We start from the raw sequence: 25,631 nt of genomic DNA on the forward strand, positions 1-25,631 counted from the left end.
GATAACTCCATTCCAGATCACAGCGGCAGCGGTCACCTTAGTGGTCGGCTACATCGTGACCAAGATCCTCGTGGGGCTCTTTAAGAACAGCCTCAGAAAAACCAAGCTCCCGCTGCTCGTTGTTGAGTTCCTGGCGAGGTTTCTCAGTGCCATGCTGTATGTCTCAGTAATTCTCATAGCCGTGGGAGTTCTGGGCGTGTCCATCGGACCGGTTATCCTTGGCCTCTCGGCGGTGATAGGCCTGATTCTGGGCTTTGGCTTACAGGACACGCTGACGAATCTTGCCGCCGGCCTCTGGATCGCAGCCCTTAGACCGATAGACATCGGCGAGGTCGTGAGCATATCGGGCCAGATTGGAAAGGTCAACAGCATAGGACTTATGGCCACTGAGCTACTGACTCCAGACAACACCATAATAATGATCCCAAACAGGCTCGTCTGGGGGACCATAATAATCAACCACACCCGTATGCCCACGAGAAGGGTCGGAGTTGACATCGGTGTCGCCTATGGAACTGACCTTGATAGGGCTATAAAGCTCGCAATGGAGCTCATGAAGAGTCACCCCAAAGTCCTCAATGAGCCAGAGCCAAGCGTCGTCATAACTGCTCTGGCCGATTCATCCATAAACCTTCAGCTCAGGGCCTGGACCAAGACCGAGGACTACTGGGAAGTGAAGGGGGACTTAACCAGGGGCATCTATGAACTCTACACCAGAGAGGGCATCGAAATACCGTTTCCGCAAGTGGATGTCCATATCAGGGAGATGGCAGGATGAGGGCTTTTGTTTTTCCCACTAAAGAAAGTTTTTTGAACTTTGCCGTCAGGTTTCAATATTGCAAAAGCTTTGTTACAGAGTGAGACAAGATGGTGGTTGGAGGAATAACCGGCCTGGAAGGAACTGGCAAAACTGCCCTTACCGTGAATATAGGCACATGTCTGGCTATGCAGGGGATCCGGACCCTTCTGGTTGATGCGGATCTGTATTTTCCTAACCTGAGCTTTCATCTTGGAATAAATCCAAAGTACACAGTACATTCCTACCTCAAGGATCATGAGATGGATATGGAGTGGCTGATATACCCTCACAGGGGCATCAAAAACCTCTACATCATACCAGGCGATCCGAATGAGGAGATACACCACCAGCTCTCGTTCAAAGCACTTACCGGCTTGGTTGAGTACTTTAAGGAGTATTACGGGACAGTTTTGATCGACTTTCCATCGGGTCTGCCGATAGCCGCCCGGCCCTAATTGGCGAGCTGGATTACCAGATACTCGTAATAGACCCCAGTACCGTTCCCCTCAGAAATCTCCGGGACTGGGTGGAGTCGATAGTGAGAAAGTTCCTCCACCTGGGACATCCAAACCTTTGGGTCGTGCTTAATAAACCGCTGATTCCTGAGAAGGCCCTCCTCTCCCTCGAGAGGTTTATAGCTAATGAGCTCGAAGTGCCCCTGCTGGGAACAATACCCTATGATCCGCTCATACTGGAAAGCACTTACGCCGGCACTCCGGTATGTGAGTGGGGCGATGATCTGGGAGTGATAACAGAGATAGCCTACACAATTGAAGAACTTTTCGTTTAATGCCCCGAAATCCTCATAAAGTTTGTTTTCCTCCCAGTTCTTGGTGATTCTGATGAAGAAGATAGGCATAATAGGCGGAATGACGCCGGAATCGACCTGCTACTACTACCACAAATACATCGAGATAAGCCGCGAGAAGTTTGGGAAGCACTTCTATCCGGAACTCATAATCTACTCCATAAACTTCAAGGAGTTCTTCGAGAATCCCGAAGGCTGGGAGGGGAGGAAGAAGATCCTAATCAACGCCGCCAAAGCCCTAGAGAGGGCAGGAGCGGAGATAATAGCGATGTCTGCAAACACTCCTCACAAAGTCTTCCCCGACATTCAGAAAGAAGTAAACGTCCCGATGGTGAGCATAATAAAGGCAGTTGCTGAAGAAATCAAGAGGAGAGGGATAAAGCGCGTTCTCCTCCTCGGAACTAAAACAACCATGAGCTCCGACTTCTACGTCAACGCGCTCCGCGAGGAGGGCTTTGAAGTCGTGGTTCCAAGCGAGGAGGAGCAGGAGAGGCTCAACTCGATAATTTTCAACGAGCTGGCCTTCGAGAACTTCAGGAACAAGCCCTGGATAGTCGAACTAATCGAGAGGTATGCGAGGGAAGAGAAAGTCGAAGGAGTAATCCTTGGCTGCACGGAGCTTCCTCTGGCCATAAAGGCCGGAGACGTTAGCATTGAGGTCTTCGATACGGCCGAAATCCACATGAGGAAGCTCATAGAGCTGGCGAGCGAGTGATTTTTATACCCTTTTCTTCCCCCTTCGTTGGGTGAAAAGCTATGGAGATTCGCGAGTTCCAAGAAATGATAAGGGAGATTTACTTTCATAAGGACTCGAAGCGCGGAGTGGATAAAACGTTCCTCTGGTTCGTGGAAGAGATTGGCGAGTTAGCGGAGGCGATAAGGAAGAAGGACAGGGAGGCAATGGAGGAGGAATTTGCCGACGTCTTGGCGTGGCTTTCAAGTTTAGCAAACCTCGTTGGCGTTGATTTGGAGGAAGCGGCGAAGAAGAAATACCCGGGCGTTTGCCCCTACTGCGGAAAGAAGCCCTGTGAGTGCCAGGAGAAGTTTTAGAGGTTTTCCTTCTTTTCGAGGAAGACCAGAGAACTCAACCCCAAAAAGAACACCGATGCGAGGACTATCCCACGCATTATGCCCACATAATCAAAGAGCCACCCAAGGACAGCGTTGAGGACTCCATTAGTGGTAGCCGCCATGAGGGAGTAAAGGGAACCAACAGTGGCCCTTTTCTCATCGGGGATCGCCTTCTGAAACCTTCCCTGCCACTCCTTGAAAGCCTGGGCGAATATAAACGTTTCAAGAACCAGCGTGATGAACCCGAACCAGCCGCTCAGTCCCGCGAGAAGTGAGAGGAACGGAAGAAGAATCCCAGCATAGAGGTACAGCCTCTCCCTCACTTTATCCCCTACGTCGATGTACCATGAAATGCTGTTGATGGTCATGTGAAGTGCCACAACACCCGAAACGGCGAGAACGGACGCGAGGAATCCATAGAAGTAGAGCTGCATGAAGGCCGTGAAGAGGGTCACGGGAAGGCCAATGATGTTTGCATAGATGAAAAGCCAGAGAACTTCGCGGGAGTTCCAGACGAACCTGATGCTCTCAAGAAGGTGGTGACCGTATGGAAGCCCGCTTCTCACGGTGTCCTTTGGAATCGTGGCGAGTATTAAGAGCGAAGTCAGGACAAAGGGAAGGCTCAGGATTATTGGAAGCCTCATACTGCCAGCAAAGTCCGCAAGGATGCCCCCTGTAAGAGTTCCAACGAAACCGCCGGCCATTTCAAAGGATCTCAGTCTTCCGTAAACTCTTGGATATTCATCTGCCCTTTCCTCTCTCTTTAAAAGCTCATAGAGCCAGCCTGTTTCTGCACCAGTGGTAAAGGCCGTTGAGAGGGCGCCTATGATAGTGGCAAGAAATACGTCAGCAAAAGAATTAGCAAAATAGAGCAGGGGAAGAGAGGCAAGAAAAAGGGCCCTCGCCACCAGAACACTCGTCTTCTTTGAAATCTTGTCCGCCACCACTCCAGTCGGAACTTCGAGGAAGGCCACAAGGAGGAGAGAAATCGCCGCCAGCAGGCCAATCTGTCCCTTGGATAAACCTAAGCTCTGGAGGTAGACCTGATAGAAGCCCGCATAAAGGGCAATGTAGAGGAAGCCCGCGAGGTAGAAGCGTTTAATGTAGTCCATTGCCACCCTCCGTGATTTTATACTCCTAAAAGTACGCATAACAGACCGAAGATTAAAGCCTTTTTTCGACCACCATCGAAGCGGAAAGATTTTTATACCTTTGAACGCACTATTCTATGCAGTAAACCGAGGTGATGTGCATGCATGAACTCGCCGAGTTCGCCGTTGAAAAGGCTTTAGAGCTCGGGGCGAGCTATGCCGAGGCTCGCTTCGAGGAGAAGAACGGCACTTCTCTGGCAATGAAGAACGGCAATCCCGAAGGCCTTGAGGTCATCTCAGACAGGGGAATTGGCGTGAGGGTTCTGGTCGATGGGGGCATGGGATTTGCCTCGACGAACGTCCTCACTAAGGAAAGCGTTGCCGAGGCGGTTAAAAAAGCCCTCAAGCTCGCTAAAGCAGCTGCGAAGGTAAGGAATGAGCCTATTCGCTTTAGCGATGAAGACTTCCATGAGGTTTACTATGAAGTCAAGATGAGGAAGGACTTCCGCGACGTTTCGGTGGAGGAAAAACTTGAGCTCCTGAAAAAAGTTGAGGAGGATGTTTTGGAGGCTGGTGCACAGACACCGATGCGCTTCCTCCGGTACTCTGACCAGATCTGGCACAAGATATTCATGAACAGCGAAGGTGCACTCGTTGAGAGCGTCATCCCGCGCGTCTCCATGATGTACAACCTCGTTGTCTTCGAGAACGGCCAGATGGAGCAGGCACCTTTCGTGCAGAGGGCCTTCTCAGGTGGACTGGAGCTCATTGAAAAGGATGAGCCTTGGAAGTGGGCGGTTAAAGACGTTTTGGCTCTTCAAAGGCTCATACGCGAGGGTAGGAAACCGCCCGAAGGAAAAGTAGATGTAGTCATAAGCCCAGAGGTAGCTGGCATAGCCGTCCACGAGAGCGTCGGGCATCCCTATGAGGCGGATAGAATATTCGGAAGGGAGGCGGCGCAGGCCGGTGAAAGCTTCGTAAAGCCAGAGATGCTGGGTGAGAGGATTGGAAGCGAAGTTGTCACAGTCATAGAGGATCCGACGATACCCAACAGCTGGGGTTTTTACCTCTACGACGACGAGGGTGTTAAGGCAAGGCCACGCTACCTAATTAAAGATGGGATTATAACCGAGTTCCTCACCAACAGGGAGTATGCAGCAAAGCTCGGCCAGCGCTCCAACGCTTCAGCCAGGGCGATAAACTACAACCGCGAGCCGATAGTGAGAATGGCCAACACCTACCTAGCTCCCGGAGATTACAGCTTCGAGGAGCTGATTGAGGACATAAAGCTCGGCGTCTACATGGTCTCATTCAACGAGTGGAACATAGACGACAGGCGCTACCAGCAGCGCTACATCGGCAGAGAGGCTTATCTCATCGAGAACGGCGAGATAAAGCACCCCGTGAGGAGACCGATTCTTGAGATAACCACCAAGGCACTGTGGAGCAGCGTCGATGCCGTTGGCAAGGAGATTGAATTCTACCCAGGAACCTGCGGCAAGGGCGAGCCTGGCCAGGGCGTTCCGGTCTGGATGGGAGGTGCCCCCGCGAGGCTCAGGGGAATACCGCTGAGGAGGCCGTGAGGTGGTGGAGATGTTTGACGTTAACGAATTCATCCTTAAGAAGGCCAAAGAGCTTGGCTTCGGCGATGTTGTCGTCCTCGGCTACGAGATGGACAGGCGCCAGGTGCGCTTCGCCAACAACGAGATAACCGTCGCCAAGAACTGGCACGAGAGGAAGGTGGAACTCTTCGTCGAGCTTGAGAAGAGGATCGCGGGAACGAGCATCACCGAGCTGAGCGAGGAGAACATCAAGAGGACGCTCAAGGCCCTGCTCTCGACTTTAAAGAACATGGCCCCGAAGGAGGACTACTACGGTATAGCAGAGGGGCCTTTCGAGTACAGAGATATACCCGAGACCTTCGATAAAGCCATAGTCGAGCTCGATGAGCCGAACGAGTACGTTGAGACCGCCATAAACGCGGCCCTCGAGGAGGGGGCTAAGCGTGTCGCCGGTGTTTTATACACTGACCACAACAGGATCTATCTCACCACGAGCAACGGCGTCGAGGCCTTTGACGAGGGAACGGGAATAGAAATAAGCGTTAGAGCCTTCATCGGTGACCTTGAGAGCGGCCACGGCACTAACTCAGTGAGGATCCTCAAGAAGTTCGATCCCGAAAGTGCGGGAAGAAAGGCCGGCGAGATAGCTAAGATGGCACAGAACCCGGAGCAGGGGCCGGAAGGAAAATTCGATGTGATATTTGACCCGCTGGCTTTCGCCAACCTTCTCAGTTATATGAGCTTCATGACATCGGCCTACGCCGCCGAGGCAGGCTTTTCCTTCCTCGTTGGCAAGCTCGGGCAGAAGGTAGCAAACGAGAACGTTACCATCAAGGACGTCGGAAACATGCCCAACGCCTACGGAACCAGAAAGTTCGACGATGAAGGCGTTCCGACGAGAGAAACAACGATAATCGAGAACGGAACCTTCAAAACATTCCTGCTCAACACGAGCCTAGCCAAGAAGTACGGAACCGAAACAACGGCCAACGCAGGACTCGTCATGCCACACGCTTGGAACATCCTGCTTGAGCCCGGAGATTACACCAAAGAGGAGCTCTTCAGTGAGGTCAAGAAGGGCATATACATCACCAACGTCTGGTACACCCGCTTCCAGAACTACGTCGCCGGCGACTTCTCCACCATCCCGAGGGACGGCATCTTCCTGGTAGAGAACGGCGAGCTGAAGCCCATAAGGAACATCCGTGTGAGCGACAACTTCCAGAGAATTCTGGAGAACATCGCTGCCCTCGGAAAGGACATCCACCACATCCACTGGTGGGAGGTTAGAAATCCAGTGTTTACACCCTACGTTCTTGTTAAGGACGTGGGAATAACTAGGGCGACCAAGTGAGGAGGTGCCCCTTAGGGGTGCCAACCTCTTCTTTTCAATTCTCATTCCTTAGATAAGTGTCTGAGCCGGAGCGGATCCCTGAGAGGACCGAGAAGTTGTGCCGCTTTGAAGGCAAAGCCAACCCCGAGCGGTATCAGCGCAAAGAGGAGCCTGGCAGCATTCAGCCCAAGCCTCTGAACCGCAAAGCCGTAGAGGACGTAAAAGGCCGACATGAAGAGTGCCGAGAACATCATGTCGAGGGAGACTATTGTGGCCCTCTTCTCGCTCGGAATCCTGTGCTGGAACTCCACAGAAAAGTTGAATGAGAAGGCGGTGTTCACGAAGGTAGCTCCAAGGGAGGCGAGAACCGCATAGGCGACCAGCATTGGAAAGTTCTGAAGGAATATGAGAAATAGCACTGAGAGGGAAAACAATGCCATGCCTATGAGCACACTCGTCTTCCGGCTCACCTTGTCCGCCACCACACCGGTCGGAACCTCAAAGAGAAAGAAGCCCAGTGCCGAGACTGCACTCACAAGGCCGATCTGGCCGTAGGTAATGCCCTTCGAGAGGTAGTAGATGACCGTGAGGTCCCGATGAAGCTCGTGTTCATGAGGAGGAAGAGAAGCCTGTACCTCCTGAGCAGGTTCATCTCACCACCCGGGATAGGAAGTTGCCCATCTGAAGGATTTAAGGTTTTTGAATGACGCAACGACCATAATCTCCCGCATCAAAGAACCAGAAGTCACGTTACTTTCCAAAATCTCCGGAAAATTGCCCAAATCTGCGTAACAAGATGGGACGGCTGAGAAAACGCTTAAAAACTTCTTCACATATCTTGAAACCGGGTGATAGGAAGATGGAGGTCATAGAGAACTCCCGGTTGAATAAGTTCCACTACACCCTCCTCGCGATCCTCGGGACGGTGTGGGCGTTCATAGCAGTGAACACAATCTCAGCAGGCTTCGTCATAGCGCTCCTCAAGAACGACCCCGCCTTCGAGGGGAGCCTAGCAAAGCTCGGCTCCCTCGGTTCGGCGGCGCTCTTCGGCATGCTCTTTGGGGCGTGGCTCTTCGGCTACCTCGCGGACAGGATTGGACGAAAGAAGACGCTTACCCTTGCAGTTGCCACCTTCTCCATCGGCTCGATAGTCAGCTCCTTCGCTGGAAATCTCGACACCCTCATAGCCCTGCGCTTCATCGTCGGCCTCGGCCTCGGCGGCTCCCTGCCGGTTGCAAGCTCGTACTTCGCCGAGTTCATGCCCCGCTCGATAAGGGGCGCGATGATTTCAATCCTTGAGAGCTTCTGGGCGGTAGGCACGATAATCATAGGCGTAGTTGCGATTCTCGTCAAGGCCGACTGGAGGAACATACTGCTCTTCGGCGGCGCGATAATACTTATTCTGCCACTCCTCCTCACGCTCCCGGAGTCGCCCCGCTACCTGCTCATCAAGGGAAGGGTTAAAGAGGCCGAGGAGACCATCAGGGAGATATTCGGGGTGAAGGTTAAACTTGAGAGGCCAGAGGAAGAAAAGAGAATCTCGGTCGGAGATCTCTGGAGGAAGTACGGAAGAACAACCCTCATGCTCACGATAGCCTGGTTCAGCATAGCCTTCGCCTACTACGGCTTCTTCATTTGGCTCCCGAGGTTTCTGGCCTCGACCCTTGGAATCACCGTCTTCAGGAGCTTCCAGTACTTCATTATCACCGCCATCGCCCAGCTGCCCGGCTACTGGAGCGCCGCTTACCTCCTTGAGAGGATTGGGAGGAAGAAAACCCTTTCCTACTACCTCCTGCTTTCGGGAATAGCGGGCGTCGGCTTCTACTTCGCGGCTAACTCAGGCAACGAGACGGCGATAATCGCGAGCGCTATAGCCTTCAGCTTCTTCAACCTCGGAGCTTGGGGTGCGATATACGCCTACACGCCGGAGCTTTACCCAACAGCCGTCAGGGGCACCGGCACCGGCTGGGCTGGGGCAATGGCAAGGATAGGCGGGGGAATCGCGCCGATCTTGGCCGGCAAGATAATGGAGCTGAGCGGAAGCGCTTTGGCGGTGCTCGTCATTGCAGTGGTGGCAATAATCGGCGCGCTGGACGTTCTGGCGCTGGGAGAAGAGACGATGGGGAGGGAGCTGGCTTAAATCTCTGTTTCATTTTTTCAGTTCCCATCACGAAACCCCGAAGATCCCGAGACTGGGCACAAGCGTTATCGCCATACTTAGGAGTCCTCCGAGGATCAAGGCGGGAACGGTCATTCTCTTCTCGATGTCAAGCAGGTAAGCGGCCAGAGCCCCCGTCCATACGCCAGTTCCGGGAAGGGGTATGGCGACAAAGATTGTTAACCCGAGGAATCCCCACTTCTCAACGTATGGGTGGGCTTTTCTCCTCACTCGCTCGATGTAGTACAGATAGAGCCTCGCGACCTTCTCCAGCGGCGTTTTCTCCAGCCAGAGCATAAGTCTGTCTATGTAGGGCAGGGTCATCGGCAGAACTAACGAGAGTAGCAGAACACCGAGGCCAGCCGCCAAGAGCGTCTCCCACAGAGGATAACCTTTACCTATGCTGTAAACGATAGCGTATCTTCCCTCGAATGTGGGAACCAAGGACAGGATGAAAACCTCAAGGATGTTATTCAATGTCAAACACCTCCAGTTTGAGCTTTTTGACTATTGCCCTGTAGTGGGAAAGCCACCAGTTTTCGGTGATCTCTACAACCATGCCCACCCAAGGGCCAAGTATGAAAGCGAAGAGAACATCGCTGAACCAGTGCACGTGAAGTAGCAGTCTTGAAAGGGCTATCCCAATTGCCCAACCCCACCAGAGCAGCCAGAACTTTTTCCAGCGCCTGCTCAGAAAATATGCGAGCACTGTGGCCCTGGCTGTGTGGCCCGAAGGAAACGCGAAGTAGTCAGCGTTCTTTAGTGATTCGATCAAATTCCAGTGAACTTGAGCCTCCCCCGGGCGCGGAATACCCATTAAGACTTTCAACAAGCCCACTATGAACATCGAGACGACAACACCAACGATTATCTCAAGGGTAAACTTACTCAACTTTTTTTGCTTCACAATGTCCCACAGGAAGAATATGAGGATATAAACGGCAACTGCAACAAAGCTCGCCGTATCCGTGAGCAGGCTTACAGAAGAACCTCCTTGGGAGAGAGTTGAGTCTATCCAGGTATTAATGCCATCGAAAAGCCTAACCCATTCAGCAAGAAGCAAGAAAATTATAAGAGCCGTGAATGCCAGTGTAGCTCGATATTTAGTACTTTCACTCATTCTTCCTGCCCTCCTTAATGGCCACGGCAGCAAAAAATAGGGCTATCACTAAGAACTCCACGAGATTCGTCATGAGCTCCAGGGTACTGTTCTCTATCTCGGGAAAGACTATATCCACGTGCTCCACAAGCTCTTTCACTGCGTAGAGCAGAAATGCAAGAGAGACAATCAGGAACTTTCTAAGCCTCGTCCGCTGGTATGCGATTAGTGAAGCGCCGGTAAGAAGAAGTGAAAAGGTAACAATGCCAAGGCTCAGAAGTTGATCCACGTCCAGCATTTCAGTCACCTCCTTCAAAGTCCATAAATATGTCTACAATCCTGTCCGCCCATCTCTCGAGCAGGCTTGGGTGATAATTCCGGATCATTTTGATAAAGAGTTCAACATCTCCCGCAAAGTAATATTTCACGAACTTTCCATCCTTCACACTTCGAACGAGACCTAGCTCCTCCAGTTTACCAATGTAGTAATTGACCGTGGGTGGGGACAGACCCAGTTCCTTGCACAGCTCCTTCTGGGTGACTCCTGGATTTGCTATCATGTACATTATTATCCCCCTCACGTTCTCGCTGGAAAGCAGGGCTAAGATATCCTTTTCCTTTTCATTGAAGATGCCCGCTGGAAAGTAGTGCCGTTTCAGTCCACTTCTTTTTGATGTGATCAATCCGAGCTTCTCGAGCTTATGAATGTGATACTGAAGGTCTCCTTTGGCCAGACCAAGTCTTCGAGATAGCTCGTTGAAGTTTAGACCGGGGTTTTCTTTGATGAATTCGAGCACGAGCTTGGTACGTTCATTGAGCCCTCCACTACTCATAGTTATCCTTGGATATGTATGCTCTGGCTCTTAATTAAGGTTTTGTGGTTCAGTTTTAGAAGTGTTCTTATGGTAGTATTGGCTTTATACGTAGGTCAGGATCCTAACATTTCGAAAAGTGAACCAATACTTCGAGAATTGAGCCAGAAGAGCTATATATAGCTCGTTACATACATTAAACTGAGAACCCGAAGGGGGTGATAAACCATGAGGATATGGAAATTCAGCATTGGTCTAAAAACTGCCGCAGTAATAGCGGCACTGATAATGGCAGTGAGCATTGGAGCCTTTGCAGTGGCAACCTCAAACACAACTACCAGCAGTGTGGGAAGCGACCTCCAGTCACCCGGCTACGTTGGGAGCATAAAAGTTGACCAATATGACAACCTGAGTGAAGGGCAAGAAGCAAAAGCCCTCCAAAGTCTGGCAAAGATAACCCCCGAACAGGCCAAGAGTGCCGCGCTCTCAAAGGTAAACGGAAGTGTAGTCAAAGTTGAGTTGGACAACGAAAATGGATACCTCGTTTACTCCGTGGAGGTCAAAACAGGCAATGGGATCATCAAGGATGTAAAGGTCGATGCAGGTGACGGGAAGGTTCTTTACGTTGACGGGGAAAGCGGCGTGGAAGAGGAAAGCAACAAAGAACTGGAAAAAGAGACCTCCAAAGATTCATCCGACTCGGACAGCATAAACGAGGAAGTGGAGCAGGAGGATGAAAACTAAATCTTTTCCTTTTATTTTTTCAATACCTTATTTAGCTTTTAGAAGCAGACGTGTGGGAGAAACCATGATGAGCGTCAACACATACACTACACTCATCAAATCATTGGACAACAGGGCCTTGGAGCTTTTAGGGATAGCGATAGCTACATATTACCTAAGCGTGTTTATCTATGCCCTTCGATGGAAGATAGTACTTGGGGGAATGGGAAAAACCGTTCCGCTAACTGACCTCCTAAAGATAAACCTCTCTTCTATTTTTGTTAACAATATAACCCCTATGAGTCGCGGGGGCGGTGAAATTTTAAGGATCACGTGGGTTTCAAAGAAGCACAGGGTACCTGTGGCCGTTTCAACTGCCAGCATACTGTACGAAAGGATCTCAGAGATAGTACCCATACTTATCCTGGTGGTGCTGGGTGTCTCGTACTTTGCAACCCACCTCATCCTCTTCGTTATGCTTCTGTCGGTGATCGTGGTCGTGATATGGTTCAAATGGGACAAGATAATCAGACTATCAATTAGAATCTTTAAAGTCAATTTAACGCAAGAGGATCTAGTCACAATGCTTGAGCTCAGAAAGAAGCCGGCAGTAAACATACTCGCAATCGGCCTGAGCTCGATGGTGTGGTTTTTGGATGTTATGAGACTCAAGCTTATAGCAATGGCGTTTGGGTGGAGTCCCCCGCTCACATTCCTCTCAGTTGTCTCATTGGCCAACCTGCTGTTTGGCCTGCTGGCCTTCACACCGGGAGGGATTGGTATAGTAGAGGGTGGGTTAATGGGGACTCTTACATACTTTGGGATTCCATCAACACTTGCCATCTCCGTAACCCTGCTCGAGAGATTCATTTCCTACGTATCAAGCACGGTGATAGGTTTTATTGCTCTGGTGACATCTGGGGGTGTCGAAATATGGAAAGCCTTAAGATTGCATTAGTCTCTGACTGGTTCTTTCCAAGCGTTGGCGGGATAGAATATCACATTCACGACCTTGCCACACAGCTCACGTACCTTGGACATGACGTCCATGTGATAACACGGTCTGGAACCTATCCCGATGAGAACCTTCCCTATGAAGTTCACCGGTTTAAGGGCAGGATAACAATGGATGGCTCCCACGTGAGTATCGGCACGGATATGCTGAAGAAGGTGAACGAGCTATACAAACAGGAGCACTTTGATATAACGCATGGACACAGCATATACTCCCCAATGGCCGTCGGTGTTGCTAATCTCTCTGCTGGAATACGATGTGTTCCAAGCATAGTGACCGGCCACTCCCTTCTCGGCGACTCTATCTTAAACCCAGTATATATTATGCTCCTGCGGTTCTCACTCCGCAAGGTTAGTTCGTTCATAGCCGTTAGCAATGCAGTTGAAAAGGACATGCGTTCAATCCTCGGTAAAAGCCTGAGAAACAGGGAAATTTATCTCATTCCCAACGGGATAGACACCGATTTCTGGAAGCTGCCGGAGGATAAAGAAGAACTGAAGGAAGCAATTGGTCTAAGAGGGGTTGTAATAACTACCACTTCACGCTTGACGAAGAGGAAAAGAATCCACGTAATTCCAAAGATTGCAAAGAGGATAAAAGAGGAGTATGGAGGGGATGTAACATTCATGATAATTGGGGATGGACCTGAAAGGAGCCATATTGAACGGCTCGTTAGGGAATATGGTGTTGGAGACATCGTTAAACTTCTCGGGAGACAGCCAAGGGAGAAGGTACGGGAATATCTGCAGGCAAGTGATGTATACCTCTCACCCACAGTATATGAGGCGTTCGGGATAGCCGCACTGGAAGCGTTGGCATGCGGTGTTCCAGTCGTTGCTAACAACCACGGGGGGATAAGCGAGATTGTCGAGCACGGAAGAACTGGTCTGGTTTCCCATAATGATCATGAGTTGGTGCAGAATTTGATGTCGCTAATTGCCAATGAAGAGAGAAGACAAGAAATGAGCAAAAATGCACGAAAAAGTGTGAAAAATCGCTTTAACTGGGAAACGTTGGTCTTGCAGGTGCTGAACGCCTATGAGAGAACTATGGAGCAGGCAGATGAAGAGCCCTTCGCCCTTTACAAGCTCCATCAAATGCTCAAGAGGGAGATTGCAAATGCTGGTGTCTTTAACCTTTGATGTGGAACAGGACTGTCCCCCTTACTTGAGCACAACCCGGGGAATGGAGGAAGGACTTCCAAAGATTCTGGATTTGCTAGAGGAAAAAGGAGTTAGAGGAACCTTCTTCTTTACCGCACAAATGGCAAAGGAATACCCCCATCTCGTGAAGCGCGTGATTGATGAGGGTCATGAGCTAGGATGTCACACATATAATCATGAGCGCTTGGATAAGCTCTCAAAAGAGAAAGCAAATAAGGTCATAAGAAAGTCCCTCATAGTGTTGAGGAATTTTGGGGAGGTGGTTTCGTTCAGAGCTCCAAATTTGCAGCTTCCTCCCGAACTCTATGCAGTATTGAGGGAAAATGGAATCCTCGTGGACTCCTCAAAGGCCATTTATAAGAGATATCAAGGTATTTCGTATGTGGAAGGTGTGTTAGAAATACCGGCTTCTATAACTTCGTCTGCATTACGGCTTCCTTGGAGAATTCAGAAGATAATCCACGCCCATTTAAGAGAGCCAAAGATTTATTTCGCCCACCCTTGGGAGTTCGTCCCAATGAAAAAAGTGCGCTTTGACTGCCGCTTTAACACAGGGGAGAAAGCTCTTGAATTACTTGAAAGGCTTATAGAACACTACAAAAAGGAAAATACAGAATTTTTCTTAATGAGAGACTATCTAAGCCTTCATCACCTTACATTTGATAACGACAAATGAAGTTCATATCACCTTTGGTAGATTAACCCACATTAGGTACAGGGCCACCAAAATCACTACCGCCGCAAAAACCTGTTTCAGCTCCTTGCAGGAAAGCGACTTTGCTATCCGCACGCCAATGGCGTCTCCAATGAGTCCGCCTAGCACAAAGAGTACCACCACCGCAAGGTCTATGGATCTGCCCTGGAGCTCATAGCTCACAAAGCCCGCAAGCCCATTGAGGACAATTACAAAGAGAGACGTCCCAACAGCCCTGTGCATTTTAAGGCCTGCACCCATCGTCAGGGCAGGGACAAGCAGGAAGCCGCCTCCGACCCCAAAGAATCCAGAGGCAACACCAACAAGAAAGCCAAGGCCAGCGACATTAATACGGCTAATTTCTTTCCCACCCTTGACTTGTTGAACCCTTTTACTGTTGTTCCTCACCATTTTAACAGCTATAATGATCATCAGAACCGCGAACAGCGTCATTAAAAGGGGCCCTTCTACAGCTTTGTTCATGTAGCTACCGATATAAATCCCGGGAATGCTTGTGAGGGCCATCAGCGTTCCGGTTTTGAAGTCCACGTTTCCCTTCCGCCAGTGCATTGAGAACCCTATGATCGCAGTTATTCCCACGGCAACCAAGGAGGTGCCGACGGCGGTGTGGGGATCGAGGCCTACGAAGTACACCAGCAGGGGGACTGCAAGGACTGATCCACCGCTTCCCGTAAGGCCGAGGGACAGTCCAGAGAGGAACCCGGAGATTATAGAATCCACTAGATTCATATTATCTCAATCCCCTAGTTACATAGAAGGTAAGCTTTTAAAAGTTTTGTAAGTGTATAAAACTAACACTGACATTCAAGGACTATACCCACAGAGCTTCCTAGAGGTTATGAGATTAGTCTCTTTACTTGGCAGTCTAAATAATACTCACAACGCTAAATGCAATACTATTTGGTATCCCATCAATATATAACTTTAGGTAGGAATCCTTGATTTTAGAGTTCTCGACATTATCTTCCTATACATCCATTCAGTCACAAATGAAAGTATAAGCACGAGGGCAAGTACTAGTAGGGTTAATGGAGAGTGTTCAATCTCATAGTAAACTAAGACTGCAAATGAAGCAAGACAGCCAATTATAGAAAGCCAGATTATACGAGGATTTGCTCTAGTCTCTTTGTATATCTTGAGATGAGCAAAATTAACAGCAGCGTAGATAAGCAGGAATGCAGAGCTACCCAGCATGGATATTCCTTCCAAATTCAGAAAGTTTGCAAATATTATTACCAATACCGAAGTTATGAACAGTCCTTCCGTAGATCTCCCCCATACCTTTCTATCAAACACCGTCGGTAGCTCTCCTTCCTTTGCAATCATGTAACTAACATTTGCTCCTCCATACAGAGTAGCATTGATTGCAGATGATGTAGAGAACAATGCGGCAATTGCTATTATTTTGAACCCTATCATGCCGAGAAAAGGCTTGGCAGCTTCTGCGAGTGCATAGTCTCTAGCTTTTACAATCTCTGTTATGGGCAAGTTTCCCACAACAGCCAGCGAAACCCCAACATAAATGGCAATAACAATGATAACACTCAAATATAACGCTCGCGGGAGTGTTTTTTTAGGATCCTCCATGTCCTCTGCAGCATTTGTGATTAATCCAAATCCTTCATAAGCAAGAAAAACCACTGCTGCTGTGAAAACTACGTTGCTCACTGGTGGCCAATATGAGGGCGATAAGAGGGAGGGTTTGATAAAAAAGAAACCAGCTAGGGTAAATAATATGAGTATCCCAACCTTTATTGCCACTATAAAAAGTTCCGAGTCTCCAACGGCTTTTGAACCAATGAAATTGACGGCAGTAAATAAAAGGATAATCCCTGTTGCAAAGACATTTAAGTAAATGGGAGCTGCATTGGGGAAGAAGGTCATAGCATAGGCAGCAAATGCCCGTGCATAGAGTGCTAAGGCAAAGACGTAACCAATCCATAGGAGAATATTAAACCCGCCACTTATAACATTGTCTCCAAAGCCTTTTATTAAAAATTCGACTGGACCTCCTGCAGAGGGATACCTTGAACCTAGTTTTGCGTAGGAGTAAGTACTCAGCAATGCAACAAGCCCTGCAATTATAAATGCAAGATAGACGGCATTGCCCGATATTTGAACTGCAACACCAAGTATAGAAAATATTCCCGCACCTATCATTCCACCAACACCTATAGAAACCGCTTCCCATAAGTTGATTGATTTTCTTGACATCAAATCACCATGACTTTCTAACTTCCAAGCTATTTAAGAATTTAGATAGATCTTTCAAGTGCTTCATCAAACCTAGAAAGTGTGGAATAAGAAATAGAGAAATTATGTATAGCATCTTAGCAAGGATTTCTCCAAGCCGCGATAACCTGTAGTACTTGTGCCGGATTCGTGTTTCTTTCTTTGGCTGCGTTATTTGGATCGCCGGGTAGAGATGCGAATCCAGTGGCTTCTGGGGAACTCCACCGATATGGCCTTCTTAAGTTCGTGGATTACCTCCTCACCTCCCACCTCCCGTTCGCTATTTTCAAACCCGCGCTCTATGAGCAGAAACCTCCCGGTCTCAAGTTTTTTTATTGTAACAGAGCGGTCCTTTTTATAGCTTAATAATTCTATTTCATAGCCCGGACGAAGACGTTTCAGAAAACCTTCCACAGTCTTTACAACTTTCCTTGCTGAAACCATGGGCATTTTAACCACCTCAGGCCGGAACAGGTCACATGTAGTATCTTAGAAGGAGCTCCCCAAGTCGAGATAACCTGTAGTACTTGTGCTGAGTCCGTGTTTCCTTCTTAGGCTTGGCCTTTCTATGCTTCCTTTTCAATACTTTCGGCTTACATTCGACTATGAGGTTTAATTTCACAAGACTTCTAAGTATGCTGCGGGCATCCTCAAGATTTACTGAAAATACTCGGGATATCGTGGCGGCATGTTCGTATCTAGCTTTTTTCAAGAATATCAAAAGTTCTAAAGCATTATTGTATCCAGAGATGCTGCTCAAGTATTCACCAAGCAAGTTGTTTGTTTTAATAGTTCGTAACATGTGTTTTCCCTCTTTAGTTAGCCGATAATAGGTGTGGTGCTTTCTGACCTCTGAACTCAGTTTAAATCTTGCTTCAGTCCGCTTAATAGCAGCACCATGGGTGCGCTCTATTATCCCAAGTTTCTCCAGCTCCTCCAGGGACTCTGCGACTTTTTCTATTGGCATCTCTATCATCCTAGCTATCGATTTAGCATAGTCTATGTTTGCTTGACGTAAATGTGCTAATATGTACACCTGTAGCGGCGTCAGTAACTTTAGGATGCCTATTAATTTTTCATTACAATCTGTACTCTCTTCTGATGATTTTCCCAATTTGCTTCCCCTCCTTTGTTAGTTCAAAGTATTGCCCGTGTCTTCTAATTTCTCTCGATTTTGCTCGAATTTTAATATGTGGTTTTATACTTGAAGTAGGAGCACGTTTTGGTACTATTTTTCCAGTGATCTTTCTGATAAGCCCTTTTTTACATAGTTCTAAGCAGGCATCCTCTATTTCATGTAAGTCGATGTAGGTCTTTGTTCCCAAAAGTCTCCTGCTCATTAGCTTGGGAGTGTCTGGCCCAAATATTAAGAGATGTAAAATAATCTTCTTTTGCAATTCATCTAAATTCTTTATCCCCTCATTCATGTTTAATCACTTAATTTTTAGTATTTTTTGGGCGTTAAGATATGATAATTTTTCGATTACTCTCCCCTCTATTCCGTGTATCTTGAGGTACCTAACAGTTCTTGGAACAGCCAGGGGATCGGTGTCCGTTAGAGATGCACAGTCACTATTCAGCAGCCCGTTTTCGTATTTTTCAATGTTCTTGGCGACTCTCTCTGGTGTTAGCAATGGTGGCTTAATAGAAAGTCCTGGTACTGCTCCTGCATCATTGACGATATCTATCACATCATCACTCACGTGGTCTATAACAACTCTGCCCGGATCTACTTTTAGCTCACTAATCAACTCGATGATTTTGTGAACGACTTCAATACGCTTGTCTCCTGGAGGTATGTGCAGTATAGCCGGAACCTCGTACTCTTTGACGATCTTAAGCTGTTCTCGTAGAACTTCAACCTCGAGATTGCTCGCTGTATGAAGCCCTACTTCTCCTATACCAACAGCCCTACCAGTGCTTATATACTCCTCAATGACTGGAAGCAATTTCTTCCAGTCTCTTGGGATGCTCATGGGGTGTATCCCAACGAATAGATAGGCGTTGATTCCCTGCTCCCGTAGCCTTGGATAATGCACAATTTCCAGTTCTTCAAAATGATCCATTAAAGTTTCAGGATAAGTTGCTACAGGCACAAAGCTGCACAGCACAACATCACTTATCCCCGCTAATCTCATGAGTTCTAAATCCTTTTTGGGGAGCATATACGCGTGTGTATGCGCATCCACATACCCTCTCTCCATATCTATCACCCTATCATTTTTGAAATAAAATAAGTAAAGTGAGGAAATCAGCTCTTCAAAGCTTGGATAACTTTTTCTGCAATCTCCAATCCAGCCCTTTCTTGAGCTTCCATAGTGCTTGCTCCGATGTGGGGTGTTAGGACTACATTGTCGAGTTTTGTTAGTGGGTGATCCTTCGGAAGTGGCTCCTCCTCGAAGACATCCAAGGCAGCCCCGTAAATCCAGCCTTCCTGCAAAGCTTTGAGTAATGCTCTTTCCTCAACAATTCCACCGCGGGCAGCGTTTATCAGAATTGCAGTTGGCTTCATCAGCTTAAGCTTCTCCTCGTTTATCAAGTACTTAGTACTCGGCAACAGTGGCACATGCAAAGTAACAATATCACTTTCTCTAAGTAAGGTCTCTAAATCAACAAAGGTTCCACCAACTTCTTTGGCTCCCTTCTCGTTGGGATGCGGATCGTAAAGCAGAACCCTCATTCCAAAAGCATTGGCAATTTTTGCGACGTTATAACCAATCCTGCCAAAACCAATTATCCCAATAGTCTTTCCTTCAAGTTCGATTCCCAAAGCCTGCTTCTTTGCCCAAACGCCTTCTCTCATTTTTCTGTCGGCGAAGGCAACTTTTCTGGAAACGGCTAAGAGTAATGCAAAAACAAGTTCAGCAGTACTCCTGCTTGCAGCTGCTGGCGCGTTTAAGACCTGTATTCCTCTTTCCTTTGCCGCTTCGAGGTCAATGTTGTCCAGACCAACGCCAGCTCTCCCAATAACTTTGAGCTTCGGAGCATTTTCAATGACTTTCCTGGTCACCTTTGGCTTGCTCCTAACTATAATTGCATCAACGTCCTTAACGAGCTCTAGAAGCCTTTCTTCCCTTGGATATTCCTCGTAAACTACCTCAAACCCAGCGTTCTTCAAGACCTCTATTGCCTTTTCGTGCAGCGGTGCAGCAACCAAAACCTTCATATCAATCCCCCCTTGTGTTTGTAGGTTGAATTAAGCGCAATTTCTTCTTTCGCCTTAATTAATTTCCAAAACAGTTCATTGAGTTTGGCATCAGTTCCAGCTTTCGACGCAAACTCAACTATCTTCCCATTAATATAATCAATTTCTGTCCTCTTTCTACGCTGCAAATCTTGGAGCATTGAATTGTAATTATCTTTGGTCATCTCCGCTGTTCTAATTGTCAATTCTACTGGATCGAATTCAAACTCTATGCCCAGCTTTTTAGCCACTCTATAGCTTTCCTCAGCGATCTCTATTAATATGCTCCTTGCATAGTCATTTTCCACTAAAAAGCCGTTCTTAACCCCAAGCAAAGCTCCCAATGGGTTAATCGCAGAGTTAACAATAGCTTTAGCCCATTTGACACCAATTATGTTTTCATTTACTTTGGTAAGAATTCCGGCATTAGTAAATACCTCTGCAACTTTATGGGCGAATTTGTGTTTTCCTTTTGGATATACACCAACTATGGTTTCTCCTTTTCCGCTCCATTGCACAGTGCCCCAATCCAGGAGTGCAGCTCCGTTTGTTGTAATCCCTCCAAGCACATTTGACGTATACTGCAGTGCCAAGTCTTCATTTCCCAGTCCATTTTGTATGCCCAGTATCCAGGTTTTATTCCCTATTATATCCCTAACGCAGCTTAAAGCATCCTTTGTGGAGTAAGCTTTAGTTGCTAGGATTATTAAATCGGGCTCCTCACCTGGCGGATGCTCGTAGGCTTTAACATTCACAGTTAAGTTAGTCAACCCTGTAATTTTAAGTCCATTTTGGTTAATAGCCTTGACCTGCTCTTTTCTGCCAACCAACACTATATTATATCCCGCATTAGCCAGCAATCCTCCAAACAACGATCCTATTGCTCCTGCTCCAATTACATAGATCAGCATTTGCTCCACCGTTAAGATACAACTTCTGCGTGAATCTCACATGTGCCTTTTAGGATGTGTGATATCTTGCAGTATTTTTCTGCTTTTTCAACAATTTTCTCTTTTTCTTCTTTGCTGATGTCCCCCTTTATGTGCACCTTGACAGTTATCAGCCATTTGGCGTTGCTTCCACCTGTGCGCGCTGCTCTGGAAATCCCAATGTCCAGCTTTAAGTCTTCAATTTTAAGTCCTTTAAACATGGCCTCAGCAGCTATTCTTGAGCCTAAGCATCCACCCAACGCAAGCAAAAGCAGTTCAGTGGGCTTAAAGCCCAGATTTTCCCCACCATCTTCCTTTTTCTGGTCTATCGTAACTGAATGTTCTCTAGCATATCCAAGAAACTGAAAGCCTTCTATCCACTTTAAAGAAGCCTCATTTTCATTAACGTCTTTCACTTTGAATTTAACTGACATTCTAATCACCCCATCTTTATCATAACTTTAATGGCATCCTGACTTTGTGCAATCTCAAAGGCAGTTTTAATGTCATCAAATTTGAATTCGTGAGTGATGTACGGTGCCAATTTTATTTTTCTCTCTTCTAAGGCTTCTATTACTTTACCAAAAAGGTTCGGATACAACCAAACACCTTGCATTTCCAGGTCTTTCTTCACTATGCTTGCTAAAGTTACATTACCTGGCTTGCCAAAGGCACCTGCAATTGCTATCCTGCCGCCTTTTTTGGCTATCTCAATAGCAGTGTTAACAGCTAATGGATTTCCAGAAGCTTCAATTACAACATCCATAGCATTGGGATATGCCCTCGCGGCTTCTTCAGGAGAAATCGCTTCTACATCAAAAACTCTTTCAGCGAACTCTCTCCTTTTCTCTAGGGGCTCAACTAATACAACATCGCATCCACTTGCCATAGCGAACTGGAGGGCAGATAGCCCTATAGCTCCGCCGCCAAGTACAGCAACTTTATCGCCAAAGGACACTTTAGCCTTGTTAATGGCATACAACGCAACAGCCGCTGGAGTAACAAGGGCAGCCTCTCTAATGTCCACGTTTTTTGGTATTTTATGCAATGCATAGTCAGGTACTACAATTTCTTGGGCAAATCCACCATCTGCATTAACTCCCAAGACCTTAAGGTTTTCACAGAGGGTATATTTTCCAGAGCGGCAATATTCGCATCTGCCGCATCTAAGAACTGGTTCTACTACAACATATTCTCCTTTTGAGAAGCCATCTACTTTTTCTCCCACCTCTCTTATCTCTCCCACAAATTCCTGTCCCAGCACTATTGGAAGTTTTGCGGATAATGTGCCGTTATAAATTCTCAAATCAGTCCCAGCGATACCGGCGTATAACACTTTTACCAAGACTTCATCCGGCTCAAGAGGTTTTGTTTTTCTTTCTTCAAATTCTATATTCTTAGGGGAGGTTAATACTGCAGCTCTCATAACACATCACCTCAAGCTTTTCACAACGTCTTCTAAAACACTCAGCATGTATTCAACTTCTTCAACTGTGTTATAACAATGGAATGATGCCCTAGCTGTTCCTTGTACTTTTAGCCTCTTTACCACAGGCAGTACACAATGGTGACCTGAGCGTATCATGATGTTGTGCTCGTCCAAAATAGCAGCAATATCATGGGGATGAAGCCCGAATCCTGCAAGGGTGGGGGCAGCGATATTGAAGCTTACAACTCCAGCATGCTTCTTTAAATTTCTTGGTCCATACCACTCAATGCCAAGGTCATCAAAACCTTCTGTAATACGCTTAACAAGTTTGTACTCCTGTCTCTCAATTTTATCAAGACCAATTTTGGCAATATAGTCTATTGCAGCACCTAAGCCTATTGCACCGGCAATGTTTGGTGTTCCTGCTTCGTATCTCTCTGGAGGAGCTGTGAGCTTGTATTCATTTAGGCTCACATCTTCAATTGTTCCCCCACCAATTAATGGTGGCTCAAAAACATCGAAGAACTCTTCATTCACGTAAAGAACTCCTATTCCAGTGGGCCCCATTGGGCCTTTGTGACCTGAGAATGCCAAAAAGTCAGCGTGGAGCTTGTTAACATCAACTTCCATATGCCCAACACTTTGAGCAGCATCTACGACGAATATGGCTCCCTCTTCCTTTGCCATCTTCCCTATTTCCTCAACTTCGTGAATAACACCCAAAATATTAGAAACGTGCTGGACTGCAACAAGCTTTGCTCCTCTGATTTTCTTTTCTGCATCTGCCAGATCAAGGTTACCCTCATCATCACCCTCAATGAATTCTAATTTTAATCCATATTTTCTTGCCACTCTAATCCAAGGCAACAAGTTGGAGTGGTGCTCATAAGGTGTTGTGACTATTTTGTCTCCCTTTTTCCACTCCAAACCCCATGCTATCAAATTTAAACTTTCTGATGCATTTTTTGTGAAGATAACTTCTTCAAATTTGGCATTTATAAATTTAGCAACTTTCTCACGGGCTTTTTCGTACTCATGAGTTGCCCTCTGGGATAAGCGATGAACCCCTCTATGGACGTTTGCTCTGTACTTGAGATAATATTCGTTCATTGCCTGAATAACCGGCAAAGGCGTCAAACTTGTTGCAGCATTGTCAAAATAGATTACTTCCTGAGTTAATGGAATGTCCTTTCTGACATCATCCGGAACTTTCATCCCTACCACCAAATTGATGAAAATCATTACATATATATAAGCCTTTCTATTGTTGTGCATTATTATGCGTTTTTGCTTAAATCTCTCTATAACAGAGTTATAGTTACACAAAATTGTCCAGAAATGTTTAAAAATCAAGTTATTAAGCATAATAATCGTTAAAAATAATTCATAGAATAAAAAGGTGGGGAACATGGACGTATTTAAGAATACGCTAGAATTCTCCGAGAAGTTCTAGCTAACACCTCTGGTGAAGTTACAAAGTCTGAGATGCTGATTGTAGAAGATTATCGAGAGCATGTTTATTGCAGTGGAATCTCTTATGTGTCCTATAATTTCCCCATAGCTCCCTTTATTTCTATGTCTATATCTCTTAGAGAAATAAAGAGAAAAAAATATTCAATCAAAACTCAGCTGGCAGTGGTATTCAATGTGGAGCTTACTCTCGGAGTCGAGCTTTTCGGCGGCCTGGAGTAGTATCTCCCTGTCTGCCTCTGGAAGATCCCCTATCGGGAGTTTCATTATGTCCTTGACCTCTATATCAAAGCCCTTGACCCCTTCGCTGAGTCTGAAAGATTCTTTGATGATCCTCACCGCTTCCTCGCTTATCTTACCTTCCTCTTCGATGATGAGCACATCACCGGCATAGTGACTCGTTATCCTTGCAGAGTACTCCGGATAGTCCTTGTACTTAAAGCGATAGAGCTTCCAAGGCATCTCAGACACCCATCCTCATGGGATACTTCCTTTCCAGTGCCTTATCCCACTCACTGTATTCCTCAACAAGGCGCCAGAATTCGTTCTCAAGGAAACGCATTGCGAAACTTACTCTTGAGTCCTTTTCCTTCAGGAAGTAGGCAGTTATAAGATCATGGAGCTTCTCTCTCGGGTTTTCATCTTCGAAGGCCTTTCCGACGAGTTCTATGAAGTCCTCCAAGACTGCATCCCTGTCGTAATAGCCGACCACCCTCCTGAGTTCCTCCCTGAGAGTAAGCCAGTAGCGGAGTGGAATCGGCCTCTCAGGGATTTTGAACTTGACATCGTTTTCCTTTAGGGATTCTTCTCTAGGCGGTAAAGCAATCCAATATTCGTCCTTCATCTTCTTCTCCTTGATTCTGAGGAGCTGGGCGATGCCGTAGAGTATCTCATCAGGACTTGGGGGGCAGCCAGGGATGTACATGTCAATAGGCACTATCATCTCCGGCCCACCACTCCTGAGTCTGTCCCTCCCACGCTGGGGTGAGGTGTTGTAGAGAGCGTAGCTGTTGTAGAAGATTCCGCCGCTTGAGGCACATGTCCCTATAGCGACAACTATTCTCGGCTTTGGCGGCATGGCCTCATAGGTTTTCCTGAGCATTATCCTTGTCTGCCTTGTGAGCGGTCCAGTTATGAACAGGGCATCCGCGTGCCTTGGGTTGGGAACGACCTTAACTCCGAGCCTCTCAAGGTCGTAATACGGGCTGAGGACATCAAGAACCTCGATGTCACAGCCGTTACAGGAGCCTGCATCAACATGATAAACCCAGACGGACTTGAGCTTCTGCTTCCCCATCACTCCTCACCATCCTTTCTTGGAGGATTTTTTCTTCCAACAAGCAGGGAAGTCAGATAAGCATTGTTTTCAATTTCTCTGAGCTTCTCAACGGCCTTTCTCATCTTGACTTCCTGAGTCAGATGAATTCTGTCTTTGAGTGCATATATGTCAAAGATGTCCTTCGGCAAGATGTTTTTGACATACTCGATCTGTCTCTCGGTGAAGTCGAGGTACTCGCTGCACTCCTCGCAGTAAGCTAATTTGTGCTCGACTACTTCGACGAGATCCCTCTTGTTGTCTGTGGCTATTTCAAAGCGGGTCGTCGGTTCCATTGCTCCAGTCGGACAGACCTCTATACAGCGGGCACAGCGGATACATCTTGCCGCGTTGTAGGTGAGCCTCTTTATTCCATGCTCCTTGTCCCACTCCATTATGAGGGCATCCGGTGGACAGGCGTTAACGCAGGCACCGCAGCCTATGCACTTCTCAGGGTTTATGTGAGGAATTCCGCGATATTCGGGCGGCTTCTCGATGTCAATAAAAGGATAGGGGGTGGTGACTGGAGCTTTTTTGCCAAACTTCTCAGTCTCGAATCTGTCCCACTTCTTAAGCCTCTCACTGTAAGGAAAACTCTGGGCCATCAGGCCACCTCCTTGCCCTTCTGTATTGAGAGCATGTTGAACTGCTGCTCGTTCAGGGTCTGGGCCTTTCCGGTCTCAACGTCCACTATCTGGACCCTCTCCGTACAGGAGTAGCACG

General features: G+C 47.3%; 32 protein-coding genes. 12 read left to right on the plus strand and 20 right to left on the minus strand.

What is annotated here, in order from left to right:
- Position 1 precedes the first annotated feature (1 nt).
- The 5 genes from E3E26_RS07700 to E3E26_RS07715 all read left to right on the plus strand — a co-directional run bounded on the left by E3E26_RS07700 (position 2) and on the right by E3E26_RS07715 (position 2,657).
- On the plus strand, positions 2-778 hold the full coding sequence (locus E3E26_RS07700) for a mechanosensitive ion channel family protein (protein WP_370520104.1): 777 nt from the start codon (positions 2-4) through the stop codon (positions 776-778).
- Positions 779-867: 89 nt separating this feature from the next.
- Positions 868-1,254 carry a MinD/ParA family protein gene (locus E3E26_RS11175; protein ID WP_240911674.1) on the plus strand — a complete coding sequence of 129 codons (387 nt, stop codon included), beginning with the start codon at positions 868-870 and terminating at the stop codon, positions 1,252-1,254.
- 83 nt (positions 1,255-1,337) lie between these two features.
- Complete coding sequence (locus E3E26_RS11180) at positions 1,338-1,589, plus strand: hypothetical protein (RefSeq protein ID WP_240911675.1); 252 nt, start codon at positions 1,338-1,340, stop codon at positions 1,587-1,589.
- Positions 1,590-1,641: 52 nt separating this feature from the next.
- A complete protein-coding gene (locus E3E26_RS07710) occupies positions 1,642-2,322 on the plus strand; it encodes an aspartate/glutamate racemase family protein (protein WP_167900803.1) in 681 nt (226 codons plus the stop codon).
- A 41-nt stretch (positions 2,323-2,363) separates the two neighbouring features.
- Positions 2,364-2,657 carry a MazG nucleotide pyrophosphohydrolase domain-containing protein gene (locus E3E26_RS07715; RefSeq protein WP_167900661.1) on the plus strand — a complete coding sequence of 98 codons (294 nt, stop codon included), beginning with the start codon at positions 2,364-2,366 and terminating at the stop codon, positions 2,655-2,657.
- On the opposite strand, the gene E3E26_RS07720 is transcribed toward E3E26_RS07715, so the two are convergent.
- Positions 2,654-3,790: an MFS transporter gene (locus E3E26_RS07720; protein ID WP_167900662.1), complete on the minus strand. Its 1,137-nt coding sequence runs from the start codon at positions 3,788-3,790 to the stop codon at positions 2,654-2,656. The genes E3E26_RS07715 and E3E26_RS07720 overlap by 4 nt on opposite strands.
- A gap of 140 nt (positions 3,791-3,930) precedes the next feature.
- Between E3E26_RS07720 and E3E26_RS07725 the strand changes: the two genes are divergently transcribed.
- A complete protein-coding gene (locus tag E3E26_RS07725; protein ID WP_167900804.1) occupies positions 3,931-5,352 on the plus strand; it encodes a TldD/PmbA family protein in 1,422 nt (473 codons plus the stop codon).
- A 10-nt stretch (positions 5,353-5,362) separates the two neighbouring features.
- Positions 5,363-6,685, plus strand: a complete 1,323-nt coding sequence (locus tag E3E26_RS07730) for a TldD/PmbA family protein (protein WP_167900663.1) — start codon at positions 5,363-5,365, stop codon at positions 6,683-6,685.
- A 41-nt stretch (positions 6,686-6,726) separates the two neighbouring features.
- Here the strand turns inward: E3E26_RS07730 and E3E26_RS07735 are convergent, their stop codons facing one another.
- On the minus strand, positions 6,727-7,200 hold the full coding sequence (locus E3E26_RS07735) for an MFS transporter (RefSeq protein WP_370520099.1): 474 nt from the start codon (positions 7,198-7,200) through the stop codon (positions 6,727-6,729).
- Positions 7,201-7,502: 302 nt separating this feature from the next.
- Between E3E26_RS07735 and E3E26_RS07740 the strand changes: the two genes are divergently transcribed.
- The gene (locus E3E26_RS07740; RefSeq protein WP_240911676.1) at positions 7,503-8,804 is read left to right on the plus strand and encodes an MFS transporter; all 1,302 of its coding nucleotides are present in this window, start codon (positions 7,503-7,505) and stop codon (positions 8,802-8,804) included.
- Positions 8,805-8,831: 27 nt separating this feature from the next.
- On the opposite strand, the gene E3E26_RS07745 is transcribed toward E3E26_RS07740, so the two are convergent.
- From E3E26_RS07745 to E3E26_RS07760, 4 genes are read right to left on the minus strand one after another with little or no spacing between them, the layout of a single operon-like run.
- Positions 8,832-9,299, minus strand: coding sequence for a COG2426 family protein (locus tag E3E26_RS07745; protein WP_167894646.1), 468 nt, complete (start codon positions 9,297-9,299; stop codon positions 8,832-8,834).
- Entirely contained in the window at positions 9,292-9,942 is a 651-nt protein-coding gene (locus E3E26_RS07750; RefSeq protein ID WP_167900664.1) for a phosphatase PAP2 family protein, read from the minus strand. Before E3E26_RS07750 ends, E3E26_RS07745 begins: the two co-directional genes overlap by 8 nt.
- Positions 9,935-10,219, minus strand: a complete 285-nt coding sequence (locus tag E3E26_RS07755; protein WP_167900665.1) for a DUF5985 family protein — start codon at positions 10,217-10,219, stop codon at positions 9,935-9,937. The genes E3E26_RS07750 and E3E26_RS07755 overlap by 8 nt, the downstream gene beginning before the upstream one ends.
- 1 nt (position 10,220) lies before the next feature.
- Positions 10,221-10,754, minus strand: a complete 534-nt coding sequence (locus tag E3E26_RS07760) for a winged helix-turn-helix transcriptional regulator (protein ID WP_012571771.1) — start codon at positions 10,752-10,754, stop codon at positions 10,221-10,223.
- 207 nt (positions 10,755-10,961) lie between these two features.
- Between E3E26_RS07760 and E3E26_RS07765 the strand changes: the two genes are divergently transcribed.
- The 4 genes from E3E26_RS07765 (at position 10,962) to E3E26_RS07780 (ending at position 14,310) form a co-directional block, all read left to right on the plus strand.
- Positions 10,962-11,477, plus strand: a complete 516-nt coding sequence (locus E3E26_RS07765) for a PepSY domain-containing protein (protein WP_167900667.1) — start codon at positions 10,962-10,964, stop codon at positions 11,475-11,477.
- Between the two features lie 64 nt (positions 11,478-11,541).
- Positions 11,542-12,414, plus strand: coding sequence for a lysylphosphatidylglycerol synthase transmembrane domain-containing protein (locus E3E26_RS07770; protein WP_167900668.1), 873 nt, complete (start codon positions 11,542-11,544; stop codon positions 12,412-12,414).
- The gene (locus E3E26_RS07775) at positions 12,390-13,613 is read left to right on the plus strand and encodes a glycosyltransferase family 4 protein (RefSeq protein ID WP_167900669.1); all 1,224 of its coding nucleotides are present in this window, start codon (positions 12,390-12,392) and stop codon (positions 13,611-13,613) included. Before E3E26_RS07770 ends, E3E26_RS07775 begins: the two co-directional genes overlap by 25 nt.
- Positions 13,591-14,310, plus strand: coding sequence for a polysaccharide deacetylase family protein (locus tag E3E26_RS07780; RefSeq protein ID WP_167900670.1), 720 nt, complete (start codon positions 13,591-13,593; stop codon positions 14,308-14,310). The genes E3E26_RS07775 and E3E26_RS07780 overlap by 23 nt, the downstream gene beginning before the upstream one ends.
- Positions 14,311-14,313: 3 nt before the next feature.
- Here the strand turns inward: E3E26_RS07780 and E3E26_RS07785 are convergent, their stop codons facing one another.
- The 14 genes from E3E26_RS07785 to E3E26_RS07850 form a co-directional block, all read right to left on the minus strand.
- Positions 14,314-15,078 carry a sulfite exporter TauE/SafE family protein gene (locus E3E26_RS07785; protein WP_167900671.1) on the minus strand — a complete coding sequence of 255 codons (765 nt, stop codon included), beginning with the start codon at positions 15,076-15,078 and terminating at the stop codon, positions 14,314-14,316.
- A gap of 195 nt (positions 15,079-15,273) precedes the next feature.
- Positions 15,274-16,563: an APC family permease gene (locus E3E26_RS07790; protein ID WP_167900672.1), complete on the minus strand. Its 1,290-nt coding sequence runs from the start codon at positions 16,561-16,563 to the stop codon at positions 15,274-15,276.
- Between the two features lie 189 nt (positions 16,564-16,752).
- A complete protein-coding gene (locus E3E26_RS07795; protein WP_167900673.1) occupies positions 16,753-17,031 on the minus strand; it encodes a hypothetical protein in 279 nt (92 codons plus the stop codon).
- A 25-nt stretch (positions 17,032-17,056) separates the two neighbouring features.
- The gene (locus E3E26_RS07800) at positions 17,057-17,695 is read right to left on the minus strand and encodes a DUF2250 domain-containing protein (RefSeq protein ID WP_167900674.1); all 639 of its coding nucleotides are present in this window, start codon (positions 17,693-17,695) and stop codon (positions 17,057-17,059) included.
- Entirely contained in the window at positions 17,661-18,008 is a 348-nt protein-coding gene (locus E3E26_RS07805) for a DUF2250 domain-containing protein (RefSeq protein WP_167900675.1), read from the minus strand. The genes E3E26_RS07800 and E3E26_RS07805 overlap by 35 nt, the downstream gene beginning before the upstream one ends.
- Before the next feature lie 6 nt (positions 18,009-18,014).
- Positions 18,015-18,785: a TatD family hydrolase gene (locus E3E26_RS07810; protein WP_167900676.1), complete on the minus strand. Its 771-nt coding sequence runs from the start codon at positions 18,783-18,785 to the stop codon at positions 18,015-18,017.
- Positions 18,786-18,832: 47 nt separating this feature from the next.
- Positions 18,833-19,747, minus strand: coding sequence for a D-2-hydroxyacid dehydrogenase (locus E3E26_RS07815; RefSeq protein WP_167900677.1), 915 nt, complete (start codon positions 19,745-19,747; stop codon positions 18,833-18,835).
- Entirely contained in the window at positions 19,744-20,676 is a 933-nt protein-coding gene (locus tag E3E26_RS07820) for a 2-dehydropantoate 2-reductase (protein ID WP_167900678.1), read from the minus strand. The genes E3E26_RS07815 and E3E26_RS07820 overlap by 4 nt, the downstream gene beginning before the upstream one ends.
- An 11-nt stretch (positions 20,677-20,687) precedes the next feature.
- Positions 20,688-21,128, minus strand: a complete 441-nt coding sequence (locus E3E26_RS07825; protein ID WP_167900679.1) for an OsmC family protein — start codon at positions 21,126-21,128, stop codon at positions 20,688-20,690.
- Positions 21,129-21,133: 5 nt separating this feature from the next.
- Positions 21,134-22,120: a zinc-binding dehydrogenase gene (locus E3E26_RS07830; RefSeq protein WP_167900680.1), complete on the minus strand. Its 987-nt coding sequence runs from the start codon at positions 22,118-22,120 to the stop codon at positions 21,134-21,136.
- Positions 22,121-22,126: 6 nt separating this feature from the next.
- Positions 22,127-23,338, minus strand: coding sequence for an aminotransferase class V-fold PLP-dependent enzyme (locus E3E26_RS07835; protein ID WP_167900806.1), 1,212 nt, complete (start codon positions 23,336-23,338; stop codon positions 22,127-22,129).
- 399 nt (positions 23,339-23,737) lie between these two features.
- Positions 23,738-24,055: a hypothetical protein gene (locus E3E26_RS07840; protein WP_167900681.1), complete on the minus strand. Its 318-nt coding sequence runs from the start codon at positions 24,053-24,055 to the stop codon at positions 23,738-23,740.
- Between the two features lies 1 nt (position 24,056).
- Positions 24,057-24,890: an NADH-quinone oxidoreductase subunit B family protein gene (locus E3E26_RS07845; protein WP_167900682.1), complete on the minus strand. Its 834-nt coding sequence runs from the start codon at positions 24,888-24,890 to the stop codon at positions 24,057-24,059.
- The gene (locus E3E26_RS07850; protein ID WP_167900683.1) at positions 24,890-25,513 is read right to left on the minus strand and encodes a 4Fe-4S binding protein; all 624 of its coding nucleotides are present in this window, start codon (positions 25,511-25,513) and stop codon (positions 24,890-24,892) included. Before E3E26_RS07850 ends, E3E26_RS07845 begins: the two co-directional genes overlap by 1 nt.
- Positions 25,514-25,631 lie beyond the last annotated feature (118 nt).

Origin of the sequence: Thermococcus sp. LS1 (genome assembly GCF_012027395.1) — an archaeon.
In the GTDB taxonomy this organism is placed as follows: domain Archaea; phylum Methanobacteriota_B; class Thermococci; order Thermococcales; family Thermococcaceae; genus Thermococcus.

Bases quoted from the DNA above. Each gene is read 5' to 3' on its own strand.
- E3E26_RS07840 (WP_167900681.1), bottom strand. From the start codon at position 24,055: ATGCCTTGGAAGCTCTATCGCTTTAAGTACAAGGACTATCCGGAGTAC.
- E3E26_RS07765 (WP_167900667.1), top strand. From the start codon at position 10,962: ATGAGGATATGGAAATTCAGCATTGGTCTAAAAACTGCCGCAGTAATA.
- E3E26_RS07760 (WP_012571771.1), bottom strand. From the start codon at position 10,754: ATGAGTAGTGGAGGGCTCAATGAACGTACCAAGCTCGTGCTCGAATTC.
- E3E26_RS11175 (WP_240911674.1), top strand. From the start codon at position 868: ATGGTGGTTGGAGGAATAACCGGCCTGGAAGGAACTGGCAAAACTGCC.
- E3E26_RS07730 (WP_167900663.1), top strand. From the start codon at position 5,363: ATGTTTGACGTTAACGAATTCATCCTTAAGAAGGCCAAAGAGCTTGGC.
- E3E26_RS07715 (WP_167900661.1), top strand. From the start codon at position 2,364: ATGGAGATTCGCGAGTTCCAAGAAATGATAAGGGAGATTTACTTTCAT.
- E3E26_RS07725 (WP_167900804.1), top strand. From the start codon at position 3,931: ATGCATGAACTCGCCGAGTTCGCCGTTGAAAAGGCTTTAGAGCTCGGG.
- E3E26_RS07780 (WP_167900670.1), top strand. From the start codon at position 13,591: ATGCTGGTGTCTTTAACCTTTGATGTGGAACAGGACTGTCCCCCTTAC.
- E3E26_RS07770 (WP_167900668.1), top strand. From the start codon at position 11,542: ATGATGAGCGTCAACACATACACTACACTCATCAAATCATTGGACAAC.
- E3E26_RS07845 (WP_167900682.1), bottom strand. From the start codon at position 24,890: ATGGGGAAGCAGAAGCTCAAGTCCGTCTGGGTTTATCATGTTGATGCA.
- E3E26_RS07830 (WP_167900680.1), bottom strand. From the start codon at position 22,120: ATGAGAGCTGCAGTATTAACCTCCCCTAAGAATATAGAATTTGAAGAA.
- E3E26_RS07710 (WP_167900803.1), top strand. From the start codon at position 1,642: ATGAAGAAGATAGGCATAATAGGCGGAATGACGCCGGAATCGACCTGC.
- E3E26_RS07820 (WP_167900678.1), bottom strand. From the start codon at position 20,676: ATGCTGATCTATGTAATTGGAGCAGGAGCAATAGGATCGTTGTTTGGA.
- E3E26_RS07720 (WP_167900662.1), bottom strand. From the start codon at position 3,790: ATGGACTACATTAAACGCTTCTACCTCGCGGGCTTCCTCTACATTGCC.
- E3E26_RS07775 (WP_167900669.1), top strand. From the start codon at position 12,390: ATGGAAAGCCTTAAGATTGCATTAGTCTCTGACTGGTTCTTTCCAAGC.
- E3E26_RS07805 (WP_167900675.1), bottom strand. From the start codon at position 18,008: ATGAATGAGGGGATAAAGAATTTAGATGAATTGCAAAAGAAGATTATT.
- E3E26_RS07755 (WP_167900665.1), bottom strand. From the start codon at position 10,219: ATGCTGGACGTGGATCAACTTCTGAGCCTTGGCATTGTTACCTTTTCA.
- E3E26_RS07795 (WP_167900673.1), bottom strand. From the start codon at position 17,031: ATGCCCATGGTTTCAGCAAGGAAAGTTGTAAAGACTGTGGAAGGTTTT.
- E3E26_RS07850 (WP_167900683.1), bottom strand. From the start codon at position 25,513: ATGGCCCAGAGTTTTCCTTACAGTGAGAGGCTTAAGAAGTGGGACAGA.
- E3E26_RS07750 (WP_167900664.1), bottom strand. From the start codon at position 9,942: ATGAGTGAAAGTACTAAATATCGAGCTACACTGGCATTCACGGCTCTT.
- E3E26_RS07835 (WP_167900806.1), bottom strand. From the start codon at position 23,338: ATGAAAGTTCCGGATGATGTCAGAAAGGACATTCCATTAACTCAGGAA.
- E3E26_RS07815 (WP_167900677.1), bottom strand. From the start codon at position 19,747: ATGAAGGTTTTGGTTGCTGCACCGCTGCACGAAAAGGCAATAGAGGTC.
- E3E26_RS07790 (WP_167900672.1), bottom strand. From the start codon at position 16,563: ATGTCAAGAAAATCAATCAACTTATGGGAAGCGGTTTCTATAGGTGTT.
- E3E26_RS07785 (WP_167900671.1), bottom strand. From the start codon at position 15,078: ATGAATCTAGTGGATTCTATAATCTCCGGGTTCCTCTCTGGACTGTCC.
- E3E26_RS07810 (WP_167900676.1), bottom strand. From the start codon at position 18,785: ATGGAGAGAGGGTATGTGGATGCGCATACACACGCGTATATGCTCCCC.
- E3E26_RS07825 (WP_167900679.1), bottom strand. From the start codon at position 21,128: ATGTCAGTTAAATTCAAAGTGAAAGACGTTAATGAAAATGAGGCTTCT.